The sequence below is a fragment of the Micromonospora parathelypteridis genome, assembly GCF_014201145.1.
Classification (GTDB): domain Bacteria; phylum Actinomycetota; class Actinomycetes; order Mycobacteriales; family Micromonosporaceae; genus Micromonospora; species Micromonospora parathelypteridis.
The window spans coordinates 810,812-831,233 of sequence record NZ_JACHDP010000001.1 but is presented as its reverse complement, the minus strand read 5'-3'; the positions used below and the strand labels follow the sequence as shown (position 1 = coordinate 831,233).

Genomic DNA, 20,422 nt, shown 5'->3' with positions numbered 1-20,422 from the left:
CCGTGCCGGCGGAGTTGTGGAGCGGATAATATGGGGCAGCACGGGGAAAACGGTTCGCGGGCGGACGTCGCGGTGCTCGACCTGGTGACCGCGGTGACCGCCCGGGTCCTGCAGGCCGCCGAGTTGGGTGACGGCACCGTGGACGCCGACGTCTCCTTCATAGACCTCGGCTTCCATTCCCTGGCCGCGGTCGACCTGCACAGCCGCCTGAGCGGTGAGACCGGGCTGGACCTGCCGGTGACGATGCCGTTCGACTACCCGACCCCGCGAGCGCTCGCCCGCTACCTGCAGAGCCGTCTCACCGGCGACGGCGGGGAGCAGGTCGCCTGGTCGGCCGAGACCGCGCCCGGCCCGGTCGTCGACGACCCCGTGGTGGTCGTCGGCATGGGCTGCCGGCTGCCCGGCGGCATCGGTTCGCCCACCGAGCTCTGGGCGCTGCTGCAGGCCGGCGAGGACGCCATCGGCCCGTTCCCGGACGACCGGGGCTGGAACCTTGCCACCCTGTACTCGGAGGACCCCGACGAGCCCGGCACCGCCTACACCCGGCACGGTGGCTTCCTCCGCGACGCCGCCGACTTCGACGCCGAGTTCTTCGGCGTGTCCCCGCGCGAGGCAGTCGCGATGGACCCGCAGCAGCGGCTGCTGCTCGAAACCACCTGGGAGGCGCTCGAACGCGCCGGCATCGAACCACGCTCGATGCGCGGCCGGCAGGCCGGCGTCTTCGTCGGGGTCGAGAATCAGGAGTACGGCCCCCGGCTACAGGACGCCAGCGACGGACTGGAGGGCTACCTGCTCACCGGCACCGCCGCCAGCGTCGCCTCTGGACGTATCGCCTACACCTTCGGCTTCGAAGGCCCGACGGTCACCGTCGACACCGCCTGCTCCGCATCGCTGGTGGCGCTGCATCTTGCCGCCCAGTCGCTGCACCGCGGCGAGTGCTCGCTGGCGGTGGCTGGCGGCGCCGCGGTCATGTCGAGCCCTGGCGGCTTCATGGCGTTCAGCCGCCAGCGTGGACTGGCCCCGGACGGGCGCTGCAAGGCGTTCGGCGCCGGCGCGGACGGCACCGGCTGGGCTGAGGGTGCCGGCATGCTGGTCCTGGAGCGGCTCTCCGACGCCCGCCGCAACGGGCACCCGGTCCTCGCCGTCATCCGCGGCAGCGCCATCAACTCCGACGGCGCGTCGAACGGTTTGACCGCGCCGAACGGCCCGTCCCAGCAGCGGGTCATCCGGCAGGCGTTGGCGAACGCGGGGCTGTCGCCGGCTGACGTGGACGCGGTGGAGGCGCACGGCACCGGGACCCGGTTGGGTGACCCGATCGAGGCGCAGGCGCTGCTGGGCACCTATGGGCAGAACCGTCCGGAGGGGCAGCCGTTGTGGCTGGGCTCGATCAAGTCGAACATCGGGCACACCCAGGCCGCGGCCGGCGTCGCCGGCGTGATCAAGATGGTGCAGGCGCTGCGCCACGGGATGCTGCCTCGGACGCTGCACGCGGACGAGCCGACCGAGCAGGTGGACTGGTCGGCAGGAGCGGTGTCGCTGCTGACCGAGCCGCGGGCGTGGCCCCGGACCGAGCGGCCACGCCGGGCCGGCGTCTCGTCGTTCGGCATGAGCGGCACCAACGCGCACGTGATCATCGAGGAGGCGCCGCCAGCGGAACCGGCTCCGGCACCCGAGCCGGCCGGCGACGACCCGGCGACACCGTGGATCCTCTCCGGCCGTTCCCCGCAGGCCCTGCAGGAGCAGGCCTCGCGGCTGCTCACCTGGCTGGCCGCCGAGCCGGACCAGCGGCCCGCGGACGTCAGCCTGTCTCTGGCCGTGAGCCGGACCCAGTTCGAGCACCGGGCTGTCGTCCTCGGCGCCGGCCGGGAGACCCTCGTGCAGGGCCTGACCAGCCTGACCAACGGCACACCCGACCCGAACGTGGTCACCGGCGCGGCCCGTCCCACGCCCCGGCTCGCGGTGATGTTCACCGGCCAGGGCAGCCAGCGTGTCGGCATGGGTCGTCGGCTCTACGACACCGAGCCGGTCTTCGCCGCCGCGATCGACCAGATCTGCGGCCTGCTGGACCGCCAGCTCGGCGTCTCCCTGCGCGAACTGGTCTTCGGCGCGGACACGGCGACCGGCGACCTCGACGAGACCGTGTACGCCCAGGCCGGCCTGTTCGCCGTCGAGGTGGCCCTCTACCGGCTGGCCGAGTCCCGGGGCGTACGCCCGGACTACCTCATCGGCCACTCGGTCGGCGAAATCGCGGCGGCCCACGTCGCCGGCGTGCTGTCCCTGACCGACGCGTGCATCCTGGTCGCGGCCCGGGGCCGGCTGATGCAGGCGCTGCCCACCGGCGGCGCGATGGCCGCGGTCGCGCTCGACGAGGCCACCGTCCGCGCCGCCCTCGACGACCGGGTGTCGATCGCCGCGATCAACGGGCCGTCGTCGGTGGTGATCTCCGGCGTGGAGCAGGCCGTCGCCGACCTCGTCGAGCGCTGGCGTGCCGACGGGGTCCGGGTCCGCCGGCTGCGGGTCAGCCACGCGTTCCACTCCGCGCTCATGGAGCCGATGCTCCAGGAGTTCCGCTGGTACGCGCGGGTGATGGAGTACGCCCCGCCGCGTATCCCAATCGTCTCCAACGTCACCGGACGCATCGCCACCGCCGAAGAGCTGTGCTCCCCCGACTACTGGGTGCGGCACGTTCGCGAGGCCGTCCGCTTCGCCGACGGGATCTCCGCGGTACTCGACCATGGTGTGACCGCGTTGCTGGAGCTCGGTCCCGACGGGGTGCTGTCCGGCATGGCGCAGGAATGCCTGGGAGACGCTCCGGTCACCGTGGTCACCGCTCTGCGCCGCGAGCGCGACGAGGCGCAGACCTTCGCCGCCGCGGTGGCCCGGCTGCACACCGCCGGCATCGGAGTTGACTGGACCGGTGCGCCGGCCACCGCTGGCGCCCGGGTGGTGGAGCTTCCGACGTACGCGTTCCAGCGGCAGCGCTTCTGGCTGGACACCGCTGCCGTCGCCGGTGATCCGGCCAGTCTGGGCCTGAACGGGCTCGATCACCCCCTGCTGGGCGCGGCGATCACACTGCCGGACAGCGAGACCGTGGTGCTGACCGGTCAACTCGCGGCCGCCGGCCACCCGTGGCTGGCCGATTACCAGGTCGGTGACGTCGTCGTCGCCCCGAACAGCGTTCTGGTCGAACTGGCCGTTCAGGCCGGTGACCAGGTCGGCTGCGGCACGCTCCGGCAACTGACGATGCACGCGCCGTTGACCGTGGACCCGGACGGTGCCGTCGCGCTGCGAGTCACGGTCGAGCCGCCGACCGGCGGCGAACGGCCGGTGACGGTCCACTCCCGCCCGGCCGACGCTCCGGTGGAGACGCCCTGGACGATGCACGCCACCGGCACGGTCGCCGCTTCGGCGCCCGCCGCGCCGCCGGGAACCGGTGACGACGGCCCGACCGTCGAGGTCGACCTGCCGGTCACCGGATTCGGTCTGCACCCCGTGCTGCTCGACGAGGCGGTCCGAGGTGACGGTGTGCCGCTGCGCTGGGAAGGCTTCACCCTGTACGCCGAGGGCGCCACCGCCGTACGGGTCCGGCAGACTCCGGTCGACGACGGAACGGCCGTGCTGCTGACCGACACCGCGGGCGAGGTGGTCGCGACGATCGACCGGGTCGTCTTCGGTGAGCCAGCCGCGACCGTCCACGGGCGAACGCACGACTCACTGTTCCGCGTCGAGTGGCGTGAGGTGACGGTGCGGCCCGACACCGACGATCACGACGTCGTCGTCGTGCCCGTCCCGAACGACCCGACGGACGGCGTCCTCGAAGCCGTGCACGCCGCGACCGCAGAAGCCCTCGACACGGTGCAGCGACTGCTGGCCGACGAACGGGTGGACTCCCGGCTGCTGTTCGTGGCGCGCGGTCCCGGCCTGGTGCAGGCGGCCGTCTGGGGTTTGGTGCGCTCGGCGCAGAACGAGAACCCCGGCCGGTTCCTGCTGCTCGACACCGGTGACACGCCAATCAGCGACCGACTGCCGGACGGGTTGCTTTCGGCTGTTGTTGCGTCGGGTGAGTCGGAGTTGCGGGTGCGTGGGGGTGTGTTGGAGGTGCCGCGGTTGGTGCGGGCGGTGGTGGGTTCGGGTTCGGGTTCGGGTTCGGGGTTGGGGTTGGTGGGTGGTGGGGTGGTGTTGGTTACGGGTGGTACGGGGGCGTTGGGTGCGTTGGTGGCGCGGCATTTGGTGGTGGTTCATGGGGTGCGGGATTTGGTGTTGGTGAGTCGTCGTGGTGGTGGTGCGCCGGGGGCGTCGGAGTTGGTGGCGGAGTTGGTGGGGTTGGGGGCGTCGGTGCGGGTGGTGGCGTGTGATGTGGGGGATCGGGGGCAGTTGGCGGGTGTGGTGGGGGGGATTGTGGGTTTGCGGGGGGTGGTGCATACGGCGGGTGTGGTGGATGACGGTGTGGTGACGTCGTTGTCGGTGGGTCGGTTGGCGGGGGTGTTGGGGCCGAAGGTTGATGCGGCGTGGTATTTGCATGAGTTGACGGCTGGTTTGGGTTTGCAGTTTTTTGTGTTGTTTTCGTCGTCGGCGGGGTTGTTTGGTGATGCGGGGCAGGGTAGTTATGCGGCGGCGAATGTGTTTTTGGATGAGTTGGCGCGTCGGCGGCGGGCGGTTGGGCTTGCGGGGCTTTCGTTGCAGTGGGGGTTGTGGGAGGAGTCGTCGGGGATTACTGGTCATTTGACGCGGGCTGATTTTGATCGGATTCGGCGTGCGGGGATGCGGCCGTTGGAGTCGGGTCGGGCGCTTGCGTTGTTTGATGTTGCGCTTGGTGGTGGTCATCCGGTGCTCGCACCCATGCACCTCGACTTCACCACGCTGCGAGACAACGCGTCACCACTGCTGCGCGCCCTGGTCGGCACACCTGCCCGCCGCACGGCGAACGCGCGAGGGGGCGACTCCACCCTGACCGGCCGACTCGCCGGCATGTCCCGCGCCGACCAGGCCCAGACGATGTCCGCCCTGGTGCAGGTGGAGGTTGCCGGGGTGCTCGGGTTCACCGGCGGCGAGCAGGTCCGCACCGATCGGTCCTTCCGGGAACTCGGGTTCGACTCGCTGACGGCGGTCGAGCTGCGGAACCGGCTGAGTGTGGTGACCGGGCTGCGGCTTCCGGCGACGGTGGTCTTCGACTATCCGTCGGTGGCGGCGCTGGCCGACTTCCTGCTGGTGGAACTGGTCGGCGGAGCGGTTCCGGTCGTGCAGGAGGTGCGGCCGGGCGCGGTGGCCGACGAGCCGGTGGTGATCGTCGGGATCGGCTGCCGGTTCCCGGGCGGGATCGCCTCGCCGGACGACCTGTGGCGGGTGGTCGCCGGCGGCGAGGACGCCATCTCCGCGTTCCCGGTGAATCGTGGGTGGGATGTGGGTCGTCTGGTGGATCCGGGGTTGTCGCGGCCGGGTACGACGTATGTGGGTGTGGGTGGGTTTTTGCATGATGCGGGTTTGTTTGATGCGGGTTTTTTTGGTGTGTCGCCGCGTGAGGCGTTGGCGATGGATCCGCAGCAGCGGTTGTTGTTGGAGGCGTCGTGGGAGGCGTTGGAGTCGGCGGGTGTGGATGTTGGTGGTTTGCGGGGTTCGTTGACGGGTGTTTTTGCTGGTGTGATGAGTACTGATTATTTTCCGGGTTTGGGGTCGGTGTCGGCGGAGCTTGAGGGTTATTTGAGTACGGGGACGTCGGGGAGTGTGGCGTCGGGGCGGATTTCGTATTCGTTTGGTTTTGAGGGTCCTGCTGTGTCGGTTGATACGGCGTGTTCGTCGTCGTTGGTGGCGTTGCATTTGGCGGCGCAGTCGTTGGGTCGTGGTGAGTGTGATCTGGCGTTGGCCGGTGGGGTGACGGTGATGGCCAGTGCGGATACGTTTGTGGATTTCTCTCGGCAGCGTGGGTTGGCGCCGGATGGTCGGTGTAAGGCGTTCGCGGGTGCGGCGGATGGCACGGGTTGGTCTGAGGGTGTCGGCATGCTGGTGTTGGAGCGGCTCTCCGACGCGCAGCGCAACGGTCACCGCATCCTGGCCGTGGTGCGTGGCTCCGCCGTCAACCAGGATGGTGCGTCGAACGGCTTGACCGCGCCGAACGGTCCGTCGCAGCAGCGGGTGATCCGGCAGGCCCTGGCGAATGCCCGCTTGTCGGCGGCGGATGTGGATGCGGTGGAGGCGCACGGCACGGGCACCCGGTTGGGTGATCCGATCGAGGCGCAGGCGTTGTTGGCGACGTATGGGCAGGACCGGTCGGAGCCGTTGTGGTTGGGTTCGATCAAATCCAATATTGGTCACACCCAGGCCGCGGCGGGTGTCGCGGGCATCATCAAGATGATTCAGGCGATGCGGCACGAGTCCCTGCCGCGGACGTTGCACGTCGACGAGCCGTCGCCGCATGTGGACTGGTCGGCAGGAGCGGTGTCGCTGTTGACCGAGCAGCGGCCGTGGCCTCGGGGTGAGCGTCCGCGTCGGGCTGGCGTCTCCTCGTTCGGGATCAGTGGCACCAATGCGCACGTGATTTTGGAAGAGGCACCTGCCGTGGCGGCGGTTGTTGCGGAGCGTGTTGTTGATGCGCCGGTGCCGTGGGTGTTGTCGGCGAGGTCTGAGGCGGCTTTGCGGGATCAGGCAACTCGGCTCAGTGATTTCGTTGCCGCGCATCCGGAGATCTCGCCGGTCGATATCGGGTGGACGTTGGCGGGTCGGGCTCGTTTCGAGCATCGTGCGGTGCTCAACGCTGGTTCGTTCGATGTGTCGCCGCGGGTGGCGGTGGAGGCGCGGTTGGGGGTGATGTTCACCGGTCAGGGCAGTCAGCGTTTGGGTATGGGTCGGGGTTTGTATGACACCTTCCCGGTGTTCGCGGCAGCGTTCGACGAGGTGTGCGACCTGCTCCCGGGTGATGTGAAGTCGGTGGTGTTCGGGGATGACGCCGACCTGTTGAACAACACGGAGTACGCGCAGCCGGCGTTGTTCGCCGTCGAGGTGGCGTTGTTCCGGCTTGCGGAGTCGTGGGGTGTGCGCCCGCAGGTGCTGCTCGGCCATTCGGTGGGGGAGATCGTCGCCGCGCATGTCGCGGGTGTGTTCTCTCTGTCGGATGCGTGCACGTTGATCGCGGCGCGTGGTCGGTTGATGGCAGCTCTGCCTGCGGGTGGGGCTATGGCGGCGATCGGCCTGGACGAGGCCACGGTTGCCGCGGCCTTGCGGGCAGATGCGGCCTTGGGTGAGCGGGTGCAGATCGCTGCCGTGAACGGCCCCACCTCGGTCGTGATCTCCGGCGACGAGGAAGCTGTTGAGGCGCTGGTGGGGCGGTGGCGTGCTGAGGGTGTGCGGGTGCGCCGCTTGGCGGTGAGTCACGCATTCCATTCGCCTTTGATGGAGCCGATGCTGGCGGAGTTCACCACGGTGTTGGAGGGCCTGACGTTCGGGGCGGCGCGCCTGCCGGTGGTGTCGAACCTGACCGGTGAGGTCTCCGACTGCGGTTCGGTTGAGTACTGGGTGCGGCACGTGCGGGAAGCGGTCCGTTTCGCGGACAGTCTGGCGACGGTGGCGGGGATGGGTGTGACCGCCCTGTTGGAGTTGGGTCCGGACGGTGTGCTGTCCGCGATGGTCGACGACACGTTCGCGGTCGCTGCTCTGCGGGACGGTCGTGACGAGGCGGAGTCGTTCACTGCCGCGCTCGGTGGTCTTCATACGGTGGGGGTGGAGCTGGACTGGGCCGCTGTCTTCGCCGGCCGGGGGGCGAAGCTCGTCGACCTGCCGACCTACGCGTTCGAACATCAGGAGTTCTGGCTGCGCAAGAGCGTAAGCACCGGCGACGCCACCGGTCTGGGCCTCGGCGAAAGCAATCATCCGCTACTCGGCGCGACGATCTCGCTTCCCGGAAACGGCACCCTGATGCTGTCCGGTCGCCTCTCCGCCCACGCCCAGCCGTGGCTGGCCGACCACCGGATCGACGGCCGGATCGTGCTGCCCGCGACCGCACTGCTCGACCTCGCGATCCACGCCGCCGACCAGACCGGGGCCGGCTCGGTCAACGACCTCACGCTGCAGGCCCCGCTGGTCCTGCCGGAACACGGCGGCCTGGCCCTGCGGGTCAGCGTCACCGATGGCGACCGGGTCGCCATCCACAGCCGGCCCGAGGACGCGGCCACCGACGAGGTGTGGACACCACACGCGACCGCGGTGCTCGCGACCGAACCCGCCCCGACCGGTGTGGGGCTGGCCATCTGGCCGCCCGCCGGTGCGCAGCGTCTGAACCTCGACGGCCTGCAAGCGGAGCTCGCCGAGGCCGGGACCGACCATGGCCCGTCGTTCCAGGGGCTTCGCGCCGCCTGGCACAAGGGCGGGACGGTCTGGGCGGAGATCGTGGTACCCGACCGTACGACGCTGGCCACCGACGGATTCGGCCTGCATCCGGCACTGCTCGCTGCGGTCCTGGACAGCCTGACCGCGCGCCGCTTTCAGGACGGCGACCGGCGGACCCTTGTGCCGGAGTACTGGGACGGGGTGACCCTGCACGCCCAGGGCGCCACGACCCTCCGAGCGGAGCTCGCCCCGGACGGACACGACGGCGTGTCGCTCACCGTCGCCGACGCGGCCGGCGCTCCAGTGCTCACCGCGCGCTCGCTACGGCTGCGCCCGATCACGCCCGACGAACTCTCCTCGAATCGGCACCTGACTCGGGACGCGGTCTTCCGGGTGGACTGGGTGTCGCCGGCCGTCGCAGATCCGACAACCACCGCGCCGGCCCTGATCGTCGAGAGCCTCGACAGGCTGACCGCCGACGAGACGCCCGAGACCGTGCTGCTGCCCCTGACCGTCGAGTCCTCCGAGGACCTCGCGACGGCGACCCGGGCAGCTACCACCGCAGCGCTCTCCCTGGTCCAGCGCTGGCTCGGCGAGAACCGGTGGGCCGGTTCGCGGCTGGTGTTCGTGCTGCGGGGATCCGGCCCGGCGACGGCCGCCGTAACCGGCCTGCTGCGCTCCGCCCAGGCCGAAAACCCAGACCGGTTCGCTCTCGTGGACGTGGGCACGGCCCCGGTCGACGAGGGCACACTGGTCGCCGCCGCCGCGTCCGGCGAGCCGGAGATCCGGGTACGCCGGGGCGAACTGCTGGTGCCCAGGCTGGTCCGGGTGGCCCTACCTGAGCATTCCGACCGCCCGGAACTTGCCGGAACGGTGCTGGTCACGGGTGGTACGGGGGCGTTGGGTGCCCTGGTGACGCGGCATCTGGTGACGGTTCATGGCGTACGGGATCTGGTGTTGACGAGTCGTCGCGGTCTTGGCGCGCCGGGCGCGCCGGAGCTGGTGGCGGATCTCGCGGAGCTGGGTGCGTCGGTGCGGGTGGTGGCGTGTGACGTGGCGGATCGGGCGCAGTTGGCCGGTGTGCTCGACGGAATCGCCAAACTGAGTGGCGTCGTGCACACCGCGGGCGTGCTGGACGACGGCCTGGTGACCTCCCTGACCCCTGAGCGGTTGCACCGGGTGCTTGCCCCGAAGGCCGACGCGGCGGCTCACCTGCACGAGCTGACCCGCGACCGCGACCTCGCGATGTTCGTGCTGTTCTCCTCGGCCGCGGGTGTCTTCGGCGACCCGGGGCAAGGCAACTATGCGGCCGCGAACCGGTTCCTCGATGCCCTCGCCGCACACCGTCGCGAACTCGGACTGCCCGCCACCTCCCTGGCCTGGGGCTTCTGGGAGCAGCGCAGCGGTATCACCGGGCACCTGTCGGCGGCGGACGTCGACCGGATGCGGCGCGGCGGAATGCTGCCCCTCGACACCGCACGCGGCCTCGCCCTGTTCGATCTGGCGTGTGCGGGGGACGAGGCCGAACTCGTCCTGATGCCGCTCGACCTGCCCGCGCTGCGGACCGCCGGAACCACGCCCGCGCCGCTGCTGCGCGGACTGGTTGGTGCCCGCGCCCGGCGCAACGCGACCGAGGCCGAAACCCCCACCCTGGCCACGACCCTCGCCACACTGCCGCCCGCAGAACGTGAAACGCACCTGCTCGGTCTGGTCCGGGTCCACGTCGCGGCGGTGCTCGGACACGGCGATCCCTCGGCGATCGCACCCCGTACCGCGTTCCAGGATCTCGGCTTCGACTCGCTCACCGCTGTCGAGCTCCGCAACCGGCTCGGAAGCGCTACCGGTATGCGGCTGCCCAGCACGCTGATCTTCGACCACCCGAGTCCGGACGCGCTGGTGCGGCACCTGCTCAGCGAAGCGCTGGGTCAGGCCGCCGAGCAGGCTCCGACCCGTACGCGTGCCGCCCTGAGCGACGAGCACGACCCGATCGTCATCGTCGGCATGGCCTGCCGTTACCCGGGTGACGTCGCCTCACCCGACGACCTTTGGCAGCTGACCGCCAGCGGGCGCCTCGGTCTCACGCCGTTCCCGGTGAATCGTGGGTGGGATGTGGGTCGTCTGGTGGATCCGGGGTTGTCGCGGCCGGGTACGACGTATGTGGGTGTGGGTGGGTTTTTGCATGATGCGGGTTTGTTTGATGCGGGTTTTTTTGGTGTGTCGCCGCGTGAGGCGTTGGCGATGGATCCGCAGCAGCGGTTGTTGTTGGAGGCGTCGTGGGAGGCGTTGGAGTCGGCGGGTGTGGATGTTGGTGGTTTGCGGGGTTCGTTGACGGGTGTTTTTGCTGGTGTGATGAGTACTGATTATTTTCCGGGTTTGGGGTCGGTGTCGGCGGAGCTTGAGGGTTATTTGAGTACGGGGACGTCGGGGAGTGTGGCGTCGGGGCGGATTTCGTATTCGTTTGGTTTTGAGGGTCCTGCTGTGTCGGTTGATACGGCGTGTTCGTCGTCGTTGGTGGCGTTGCATTTGGCGGCGCAGTCGTTGGGTCGTGGTGAGTGTGATCTGGCGTTGGCCGGTGGGGTGACGGTGATGGCCAGTGCGGATACGTTTGTGGATTTCTCTCGGCAGCGTGGGTTGGCGCCGGATGGTCGGTGTAAGGCGTTCGCGGGTGCGGCGGACGGCACCGGCTGGTCCGAGGGTGTCGGCATGCTGGTGCTGGAGCGGCTCTCCGACGCGCAGCGCAACGGCCACCGCATCCTGGCCGTGGTGCGCGGTTCCGCCGTCAACCAGGACGGCGCGTCGAACGGCTTGACCGCGCCGAACGGTCCGTCGCAGCAGCGGGTGATCCGGCAGGCCCTGGCCAACGCCGGGCTGTCCCCGGCCGACGTCGACGCGGTCGAGGCACACGGCACCGGCACCCGGCTGGGTGATCCGATTGAAGCGCAGGCGTTGTTGGCGACGTATGGGCAGGACCGGTCGGAGCCGTTGTGGTTGGGCTCGATCAAATCCAATATTGGTCACACCCAGGCGGCGGCGGGTGTCGCGGGCATCATCAAGATGGTGCAGGCGATGCGGCACGAGACCTTGCCGAAGACCCTGCATGTGGATGAGCCGTCGCCGCACGTGGACTGGTCCGCTGGGGCGGTGTCGCTGCTGACCGATTCGCGGCCCTGGCCGGCGACGGATCGTCCGCGTCGGGCTGGTGTCTCGTCGTTCGGGATCAGTGGGACGAATGCGCACGTGATTCTGGAGGAGCCTCCGGCCGAGGTGGCCCGGGAGGTTTCAGTCTCGGCGCCGGTGCCGTGGGTGTTGTCGGCGAGGTCGGAGGCGGCTCTGCGGGATCAGGCCGGCCGGCTCAGTGATTTCGTCGCGGCGCATCCGGAGGTTTCTCCGGTGGATGTCGGGTGGACGTTGGCGGGTCGGGCTCGTTTCGAGCATCGTGCGGTGCTGACCGCTGGTTCGTTTGAGGTGTCGCCGCGGGTGGCGGTGGAGGCGCGGTTGGGGGTGATGTTCACCGGTCAGGGCAGTCAGCGTTTGGGTATGGGTCGGGGTTTGTATGAGGCGTTCCCGGTGTTCGCGGCGGCGTTCGATGAGGTGTGCGACCTGCTCCCAGGTGATCTCAAGGCCGTGGTGTTCGGTGCTGACCCTGACCTGTTGAACAACACGGAGTTTGCGCAGCCGGCGTTGTTCGCGGTCGAGGTGGCGTTGTTCCGACTCGCGGAGTCGTGGGGTGTGCGCCCGCAGGTACTGCTCGGCCACTCAGTGGGGGAGATCGTCGCCGCACACGTCGCGGGCGTCTTCTCCCTGGCGGATGCGTGCACGTTGATTAGCGCGCGCGGTCGGTTGATGCAGGCGTTGCCCTCGGGTGGGGCGATGGCCGCGATCGGCCTGGACGAGGCCACGGTCGCCGCGGCCTTGCGGGCAGATGCTGCGCGGGTGCAGATCGCCGCCGTGAATGGCCCTACCTCGGTGGTGATCTCCGGCGACGAGGAAGCGGTCGAGGAGTTGGTGGGGCGGTGGCGTGCTGAGGGTGTGCGGGTGCGCCGCTTGGCGGTGAGTCACGCGTTCCATTCGCATTTGATGGAGCCGATGCTGGCCGAGTTCACCACGGTGTTGGAGGGGCTGACGTTCGGGGCGGCCCGGTTGCCGGTGGTGTCGAACCTGACGGGTGAGGTGTCGGACTGCGGTTCGGTTGAGTACTGGGTGCGGCATGTGCGGGAAGCGGTCCGCTTCGCCGACAGTTTGAGCACGGTGGCGAGCATGGGTGTGACCGCGCTGCTGGAGTTGGGTCCGGACGGTGTGCTGTCCGCGATGGTCGACGACACCTTCGCGGTCTCCGCGTTGCGGGATGGTCGTGATGAGGCGGAGTCGTTCACTGCCGCGCTCGGTGGTCTGCATGCGGTGGGGGTGGAGTTGGACTGGGCTGGTGTGTTTGCCGGCCGGGGCGGCCGGCTGGTTGATCTGCCGACCTATGCGTTCGAGCATCAGGAGTTCTGGCTGCGTAGCAGCGCCGGCACCGGAGATGCCACGGGTCTGGGTCAGTCCGCGACCGGGCACCCGCTGCTTACCGCTGTCGTCACGGTTCCCGACAGCGACACGTTGGTACTGACCGGTCGTCTCACCGCCTCGGCGCACCCGTGGCTGCCCGCCGAGGGCACCCTCATCGAGTTGGTCGTGCATGCCGCAGACCAGGTCGGCGCGGTCTCGGTCGAGGAGCTGACCGTCCACACGCCGCTGATGCTGCCGGAGCGGGAAGCCCTGACACTGCGGGTGACCGTGGACGGAGCCCGCACGGTCAGCGTCTACTCCCAGCCCGAGGGGGCGGCAGCAGAAGATCCATGGACGCGGAACGCGAGCGGACTCCTGTCCGCCACGCCACCGGCCGCCGCAGCCGCCAACGACAGCACGGCCGTCGAGGTGAGCCTGTCGGAGACCCTGACCGTCGAGGGCTTCGGGCTGCACCCCGCCCTGCTTGACTCGGCCCTGCGAACGCTGCCCGTCGATGGTGTGCCGCTGCGGTGGCACGGGTTCACCCTGCACGCCCAGGGCGCCACCGTCGTACGGGTCCAGACGTCGCCGTCCGACGACGGTCACGCGCTCTGGCTGACCGATGCGGAGGGCCAGCTCGTCGCCTCGGTGGACCGGGTGGTGCTCGGCGAACCCGTGAGCGGCGCCCCGGGACGGCCCGAGGACGCATTGTTCCGGGTCGAGTGGCGGGAGATCACCTCGGAGTCGGTGGCCGACCCGGCGTGGACCATGCTCGGCACGGACCTTGACCACCTGCTGCGTGACGGGGCACCCGACGTGGTTGTCGTCCCACTGGAGAACGACCCGGACGGTGACGTCACCGCCGCACTGCACACCGAGACGGCACGCGTCCTGGCGCTGCTCCAGCGCTGGCTGGCGGACGAGCGATGCGCCGATGCCCGGCTGGTCTTCCTGACCGAGGAGCACGGACTGGTGCGGGCCGCCGCCGGTGGTCTCGTACGCTCCGCTCAGAGCGAGAATCCGGACCGGTTCCTCCTGCTGGACGTCGGCACGGCACCGGTCACGACCGGATTGCTTGCCGCTGCGATCGGATCGGGCGAGCCGGAGATCCGGGTACGCGACGGGGGCCTCCACGCACCGCGACTGGTCCGGGCGGCAGCCGGGGAGCGGGTGGTACCGGATCCGGACGGCACCGTACTGGTCACCGGCGGCACCGGTGGGCTGGGTGCGCTCGTGGCACGACACCTGGTGACCGGTTACGGCGTACGGAATCTGGTGTTGACGAGTCGCCGCGGTCTTGCCGCGCCGGGCGCACCGGAACTGGTCGCGGAACTCGCGGACCTGGGCGCTACGGCGCGAGTGATGGCCTGCGACGTGTCCGACCGGAGGGCACTGGCCGCGGTGCTCGACGGCATCGAGACGCTGACCGGCGTCGTGCACACCGCCGGCGTCCTCGACGACGGTCTGGTGACCTCGCTGACCCCGGAGCGGCTCAACCGCGTGCTGACGCCGAAGGCTGTCGCGGCGTACCACCTGCACGAGCTGACCCGGGACCGCGACCTTGCCATGTTCGTGCTCTTCTCCTCCGCGGCCGGGGTGTTCGGCGAGGCCGCGCAGGGCAACTACGTCGCCGCCAACCGGTTCCTCGACGCCCTCGCCGCGCACCGGCACGCGCTGGGCCTTCCCGCAGCGTCCGTGGCCTGGGGTCTCTGGGAGCAGCGCAGTGGCATTACCGAGCACCTGACTACGGCCGACCTGGACCGTATGCGCCGTGCCGGCACCATGCCGCTGTCCGCCGAGCGGGGCTTGAAGCTCTTCGACGCCACCGCCTCGGGTGCGGAGCCGCTGCTGGTGCCGATCGCCCTGGATCTCGCCGCCCTGCGGTCCGGTGCGTCCGGGATCCCGCCCCTGCTGCGAGCGCTGGCCAAGCGTCGCGCCCGGCGCACTGCCTCGGCGGGGACGTCCGCTTCGGCCTCTTCAGCCCTGGCCGACCGGCTCGCGACCATGACGCCAGCAGAGCGTGAGAACGAGTTGCTCGACCTGGTCCGCAAGCAGGTCGCGGCGGTTCTGGGGCACCTGGATCCGGCCGTCGTGGAAGCGTTGCGGCCATTCCACGAGACCGGTTTCGACTCACTCACCGCAGTCGAGCTGCGAAACCTGCTGCAAGCGGCGACCGGGCTGCGCCTGACCGCCACGCTGATCTACGACTTCCCGACTCCCGCTCTGCTGGCAGCGCACCTGGGAGAAGCCGTGCTCGGCGCGGACCCGGCCGGCGGCAACCGCGGTGTGACGCTGCTGCGGGCCGATGACGAACCGATCGCCGTGGTCGGCATGAGCTGCCGGTATCCGGGCGGAGCAGGATCTCCGGAAGACCTCTGGCGGCTGCTGGTCGATGGGCAGGAGGCCCTGACGCCGTTCCCCGCGGATCGCGGCTGGGACCTCGGGCAGCTCATCGATCCGGACGGGATCCGGCCCGGCACCACGTACGCGGGCGTCGGTGGCTTCCTTCGCGACGCCGGCGACTTCGACGCCGGCTTCTTCGGGATCTCGCCCCGCGAGGCACTGGCCATGGACCCACAGCAACGGTTGCTGCTGGAGGCTTCGTGGGAGGCGTTCGAGTCGGCCGGGATCGACCCCTCATCGGTACGCGGCACGCCGACCGGAGTGTTCGCCGGCGTGATGAGTTCCGACTATCACGCCGGACGCGACGAGCTGCCCGAGGGTGTCGCCGGATACCTGGTGACCGGCAACTCGGGCAGCGTGGCCTCGGGCCGGGTGTCCTACACGTTCGGGCTGGAAGGCCCGGCGGTCACGGTGGACACGGCGTGCTCGTCGTCGCTGGTGGCGATGCACCTGGCCGCCCAGGCGCTGGGTCGGGGCGAGTGTGACCTCGCGCTGGCCGGCGGCGCGACGGTGATGGCCAGCCCGGACACCTTTGTCGACTTCGCCCGCCAACGTGGTCTCGCCGTCGACGGACGGTGCAAGGCATTCGCGGGTGCCGCGGACGGCACCGGGTTCTCCGAGGGTGCCGGCATGCTGGTGCTGGAGCGGCTCTCCGACGCGCAGCGCAACGGCCACCAGGTCCTGGCCGTGCTGCGGGGCACGGCCGTCAACCAGGACGGCGCCAGCAGTGGCCTGACCGCGCCGAACGGCCCGTCACAGCAGCGGGTGATCCGGCAGGCTCTCGCGGATGCGGGCCTGACCCCGGCCGACGTCGAAGTGGTGGAGGCGCATGGCACCGGCACCCGGTTGGGTGATCCGATCGAGGCGCAGGCGCTGCTCGCCACGTACGGGCAGGACCGGTCCGAGCCGTTGTGGTTGGGATCAATCAAATCCAATATCGGTCACACCCAGGCGGCGGCGGGTGTCGCGGGTGTCATCAAGATGATCCAGGCTTTCCGCCACGAGGTGTTGCCCCGGACGTTGCATGTGGATGAGCCGTCGCCGCATGTGGACTGGTCGTCCGGGGCGGTGTCCCTGCTGACGGAGCAGCGGCCGTGGCCTCGGGGTGAGCGTCCGCGTCGGGCCGGCGTCTCGTCGTTCGGGATCAGTGGCACGAACGCGCACGTAATTTTGGAAGAGGCACCCGCCGTGGCGGAGGTGGCCTCGGAGTCTTCGGTGTCGGCGCCGGTGCCGTGGGTGTTGTCGGCGAGGTCGGAGGCGGCTCTGCGGGACCAGGCCGGCCGGCTCAGCGATTTCGTTGCCGCGCATCCGGAGATCTCTCCGGTGGATGTCGGGTGGACGCTGGCCGGTCGGACCCGTTTCGAGCATCGTGCGGTGCTCAACGCTGGTTCGTTCGATGTGTCGCCGCGGGTGGCGGTGGAGGCGCGGTTGGGGGTGATGTTCACCGGTCAGGGCAGTCAGCGCCTCGGTATGGGTCGAGGTTTGTATGACACCTTCCCGGTGTTCGCGGCAGCGTTCGACGAGGTGTGCGACCTGCTCCCGGGTGACCTAAAATCCGTGGTCTTCGGTGCTGACCCTGACCTGTTGAACAACACGGAGTTTGCGCAGCCGGCGTTGTTCGCCGTCGAGGTGGCGTTGTTCCGGCTTGCGGAGTCGTGGGGTGTGCGCCCGCAGGTGCTGCTCGGCCATTCGGTGGGGGAGATCGTCGCCGCGCATGTCGCGGGTGTGTTCTCTCTGGCGGATGCGTGCGCGTTGATCGCGGCGCGTGGTCGGTTGATGGCAGCTCTGCCCGCGGGTGGGGCGATGGCGGCGATCGGCCTGGATGAGGCGACGGTCGCTGCTGTCACAGATGAGCGGGTGCAGATCGCCGCCGTCAACGGCCCCACCTCAGTCGTGATCTCCGGCGACGAGGAAGCAGTCGAGGCGCTGGTGGAGCGGTGGCGCGCGGAAGGTGTGCGAGTGCGCCGCCTGGCGGTGAGTCACGCGTTCCACTCGCATTTGATGGAGCCGATGCTGGCGGAGTTCACCACGGTGTTGGAGGGCCTGACGTTCGGGGCGGCCCGGTTGCCGGTGGTGTCGAACCTGACGGGTGAGGTGTCGGACTGCGGTTCGGTTGAGTACTGGGTGCGGCATGTGCGGGAAGCGGTCCGCTTCGCGGACAGTTTGAGCACGGTCGCGGGGATGGGTGTGACCGCGCTGTTGGAGTTGGGTCCGGACGGTGTGCTGTCGGCGATGGTCGACGACACGTTCGCGGTTTCCGCGTTGCGGGATGGTCGTGATGAGGCGGAGTCGTTCACTGCCGCGCTCGGTGGTCTGCATGCGGTGGGGGTGGAGTTGGACTGGGCCGGTGTCTTCGCCGGCCGGGGCGGCAGGCTGGTTGATCTGCCGGCCTATGCGTTCCAGCATCAGCGGTACTGGCTCGACGCGCCTACCGGGACTGGTGACCCGTCGGGGCTCGGCCTGGGCCAGAGCAACCACCCGTTGCTCGGTGCGGCCGTGTCCCTGCCCGACAGCGACACCGTGCTGCTGACCGGCCGCCTGTCGCCGCGTTCGCACGCCTGGCTTGCCGACCACCGGATCGGCGGCACCGTCGTCGTGCCTGCCGCCGTGCTGGCCGACCTCGTCCTGCATGCTGCCGCCGGATCCGCCGTCGAGGAGTTGGTCGTGGAGACTCCACTGACCCTCGACGACGAGGGCGCGGTCGACCTTCGGGTCACCGTGACCGGCGGCCATCGCGTCACTGTCCACTCGCGGCCCGGCGACGCGCCCGCCGACCTGCCGTGGACCCGGCACGCCGAGGCGCGGATCGGCGTCGCCGAACCCTTCGCACCGGACAGTCTCGCCGCGTGGCCGCCAGCCGGCGCCCGCCCGATCGACGCCGATGGCGTTTACCACCGTCTCGGTGCCGCCGGCGTCGAGCACGGCGAGACGTACCAGAACCTGCAGGCGGCCTGGCAGCACGGCGACGACGTGTACGCCGAACTGGTCCTCCCCGAGACGACCGCCGTGACCGGGTTTGGCCTGCATCCCGCCCTGCTCGACGCCGCCCTGCACGCCGTCATGATCGACAGGTACGACGATGGTCAGGTAGCGACGACGGCGACGTGGAGCGGTGTCACCCTGTTCGCGGAGGGCGCCACCGCGCTCCGGGCGCGGATCTCGCCGGTCGGGGACGGTGCGGTCGCGGTGTTGCTCACCGACGCCGACGGGGAACCGGTCGCGACCGTGCGGTCGCTGACCTGGCAGCCGCTGCCGGAGAACGCGAGGCTGCGGCCACCGTCCCGGCTCCACGACTCGCTGTTCCGATCGGATTGGACCATAGTGGCCCCGGCGGCCGACGCGGTTCCTCGTACCGCGGTGCTGCTCGGCACGACGGAGAGCCTGCCCGAGGCGTTCGGTGCGCTCCCGGCGTACGGAAGCCTGGCCGCCCTGGCCCGCGACGTGGCCACCGGAACCGGCGTCCCCGACGTGGTCTTCGTCCCGTTCACGGACCCGGGCGTGGACGAGGTGGCCGACCGGGTCCATACCGCGACCCAGAAAGCCCTGGCCCTGGCCCAGGACTGGCTCGCCGAGGAGAGCCTGCTGGCCGCACGGCTGGTCCTGGTCACCCGGGGCGCCGTGGCGACCGGGCCGGACGAGCCGCTCACCGACCTGGCGCACGCGGCGCTCTGGGGCCTGATCCGGTCAGCGCAGCGCGAGAACCCCGAACGCTTCGGCCTGCTGGACCTCGGACCGGACGCGGCGGTACCGGACCTGTTGGCCGCGACGGCCGGCGGCGGCGAACCGGAACTCGCGGTCCGAGGCGGGACGCTGTACGGCCGCCGGCTGGTCCGGCACACCACGGACCTGGACGAGGTCGTCCCGGCTGGCACCCTGAACCCCGGTGGAACCGCTCTGATCACCGGCGGCACCGGCACCCTCGGGGCTCTCGTCGCCCGGCATCTGGTTGCCGAGCACGGCATCCGGCACCTGGTGCTGGTCAGCCGGCGCGGCCGGGTCGCGGCGGGGGCGGCGGAGATCGAGGCCGACCTGACGGCTCGCGGCGCCACGGTAGACATCCTGGCCTGCGACGTGACCGACCGCGACGCCGTCGAACTGGTCGTCAAGGCGATCCCGGCGGCGCATCCGCTGACTGCGGTGGTGCACACCGCGGGCGTCATCGACGATGCCACCATCGGCTCGCTCACCACGGACCGGCTGGACCGGGTCCTGCGGCCGAAGGTCGATGCCGCACTGCACCTGCACGAGCTCACCGCCGGACAACCGGTCGAGGCCTTCGTGCTGTTCTCCTCGGCGGCGGCCACGTTCGGCGAGGCGGGTCAGGGTAACTACGTTGCCGCCAACACCTTCCTCGACGCCCTCGCCCAGCACCGGCACGCCCTCGGCCTGGCGGGCACCTCCCTGCAGTGGGGCTTCTGGCAGGAACGCAGCGGCATCACCGAGCACCTCACCGAAGCCGACGTGCGCCGGATGGAACGCGGCGGCATGCTGCCGATCACCGCGGAGACCGGGATGGCGTTGTTCGACCGGGCGCTGGCGTCCGGGCGGCCGGTGCTCGCCCCGATGCGCCTCGACCTACCCGCGCTGTGGGCCGGCGAGGACGGTGAGTCGGCGCTGCTGCGGGCACTGCGGCCAGCCCGGGCCCGCCGTACGGTGCGAGTGGCTGGTGTCACGGAGCAGCCGGATCGCCTGGCGGACCAACTGGCCCGGCTCACAGCCGACGAGCGCGAGCGTGTCCTGCTCGACCTGGTCGGCGAGAACGTCGCCGCCGTGCTCGGGCACGACGGCACCGACGAACTCCATCCAGGGCGGCCATTCAAGGAGTTGGGCTTCGACTCGCTGACCGCAGTGGAGTTGCGCAACCGGCTCAACGCCGCAACCAACCTGAGGCTGAACAGCACCACGGTGTTCGACTACCCGACGCCGCTCGCCCTGGCACGCCATCTGCGTACGGCCCTCGGCACCGACCTTCCGGAGCCGGACGGCGACCCGGAGGAGCAGCGGATCCGCGCCGCCCTCGCGGCCCTGCCGTTGTCCCGCATCCGCGAGGCCGGGCTACTCGATCTGCTGCTCGACCTGACAGGTGAGACCGGGACGGGCAACACCGAGTCCGCCGCCGACCAGGGCGACACCCTCGAATCCATCGACGCCATGGACACCGAGCACCTGATCCGCATGGCGCTCGGCGACTCCGACTCCTGAACCGACACGGGGAGCC

Annotated in this window: 1 protein-coding gene; it reads left to right on the top strand. The window is 70.2% G+C overall.

Going from position 1 to position 20,422, the window contains the following annotated elements; genetic code table 11:
• Positions 1 to 72 precede the first annotated feature (72 nt).
• Positions 73 to 20,406, top strand: coding sequence for an SDR family NAD(P)-dependent oxidoreductase (locus HNR20_RS03180; protein WP_446425750.1), 20,334 nt, complete (start codon positions 73 to 75; stop codon positions 20,404 to 20,406).
• The last annotated feature ends 16 nt before the right edge of the window (positions 20,407 to 20,422 follow it).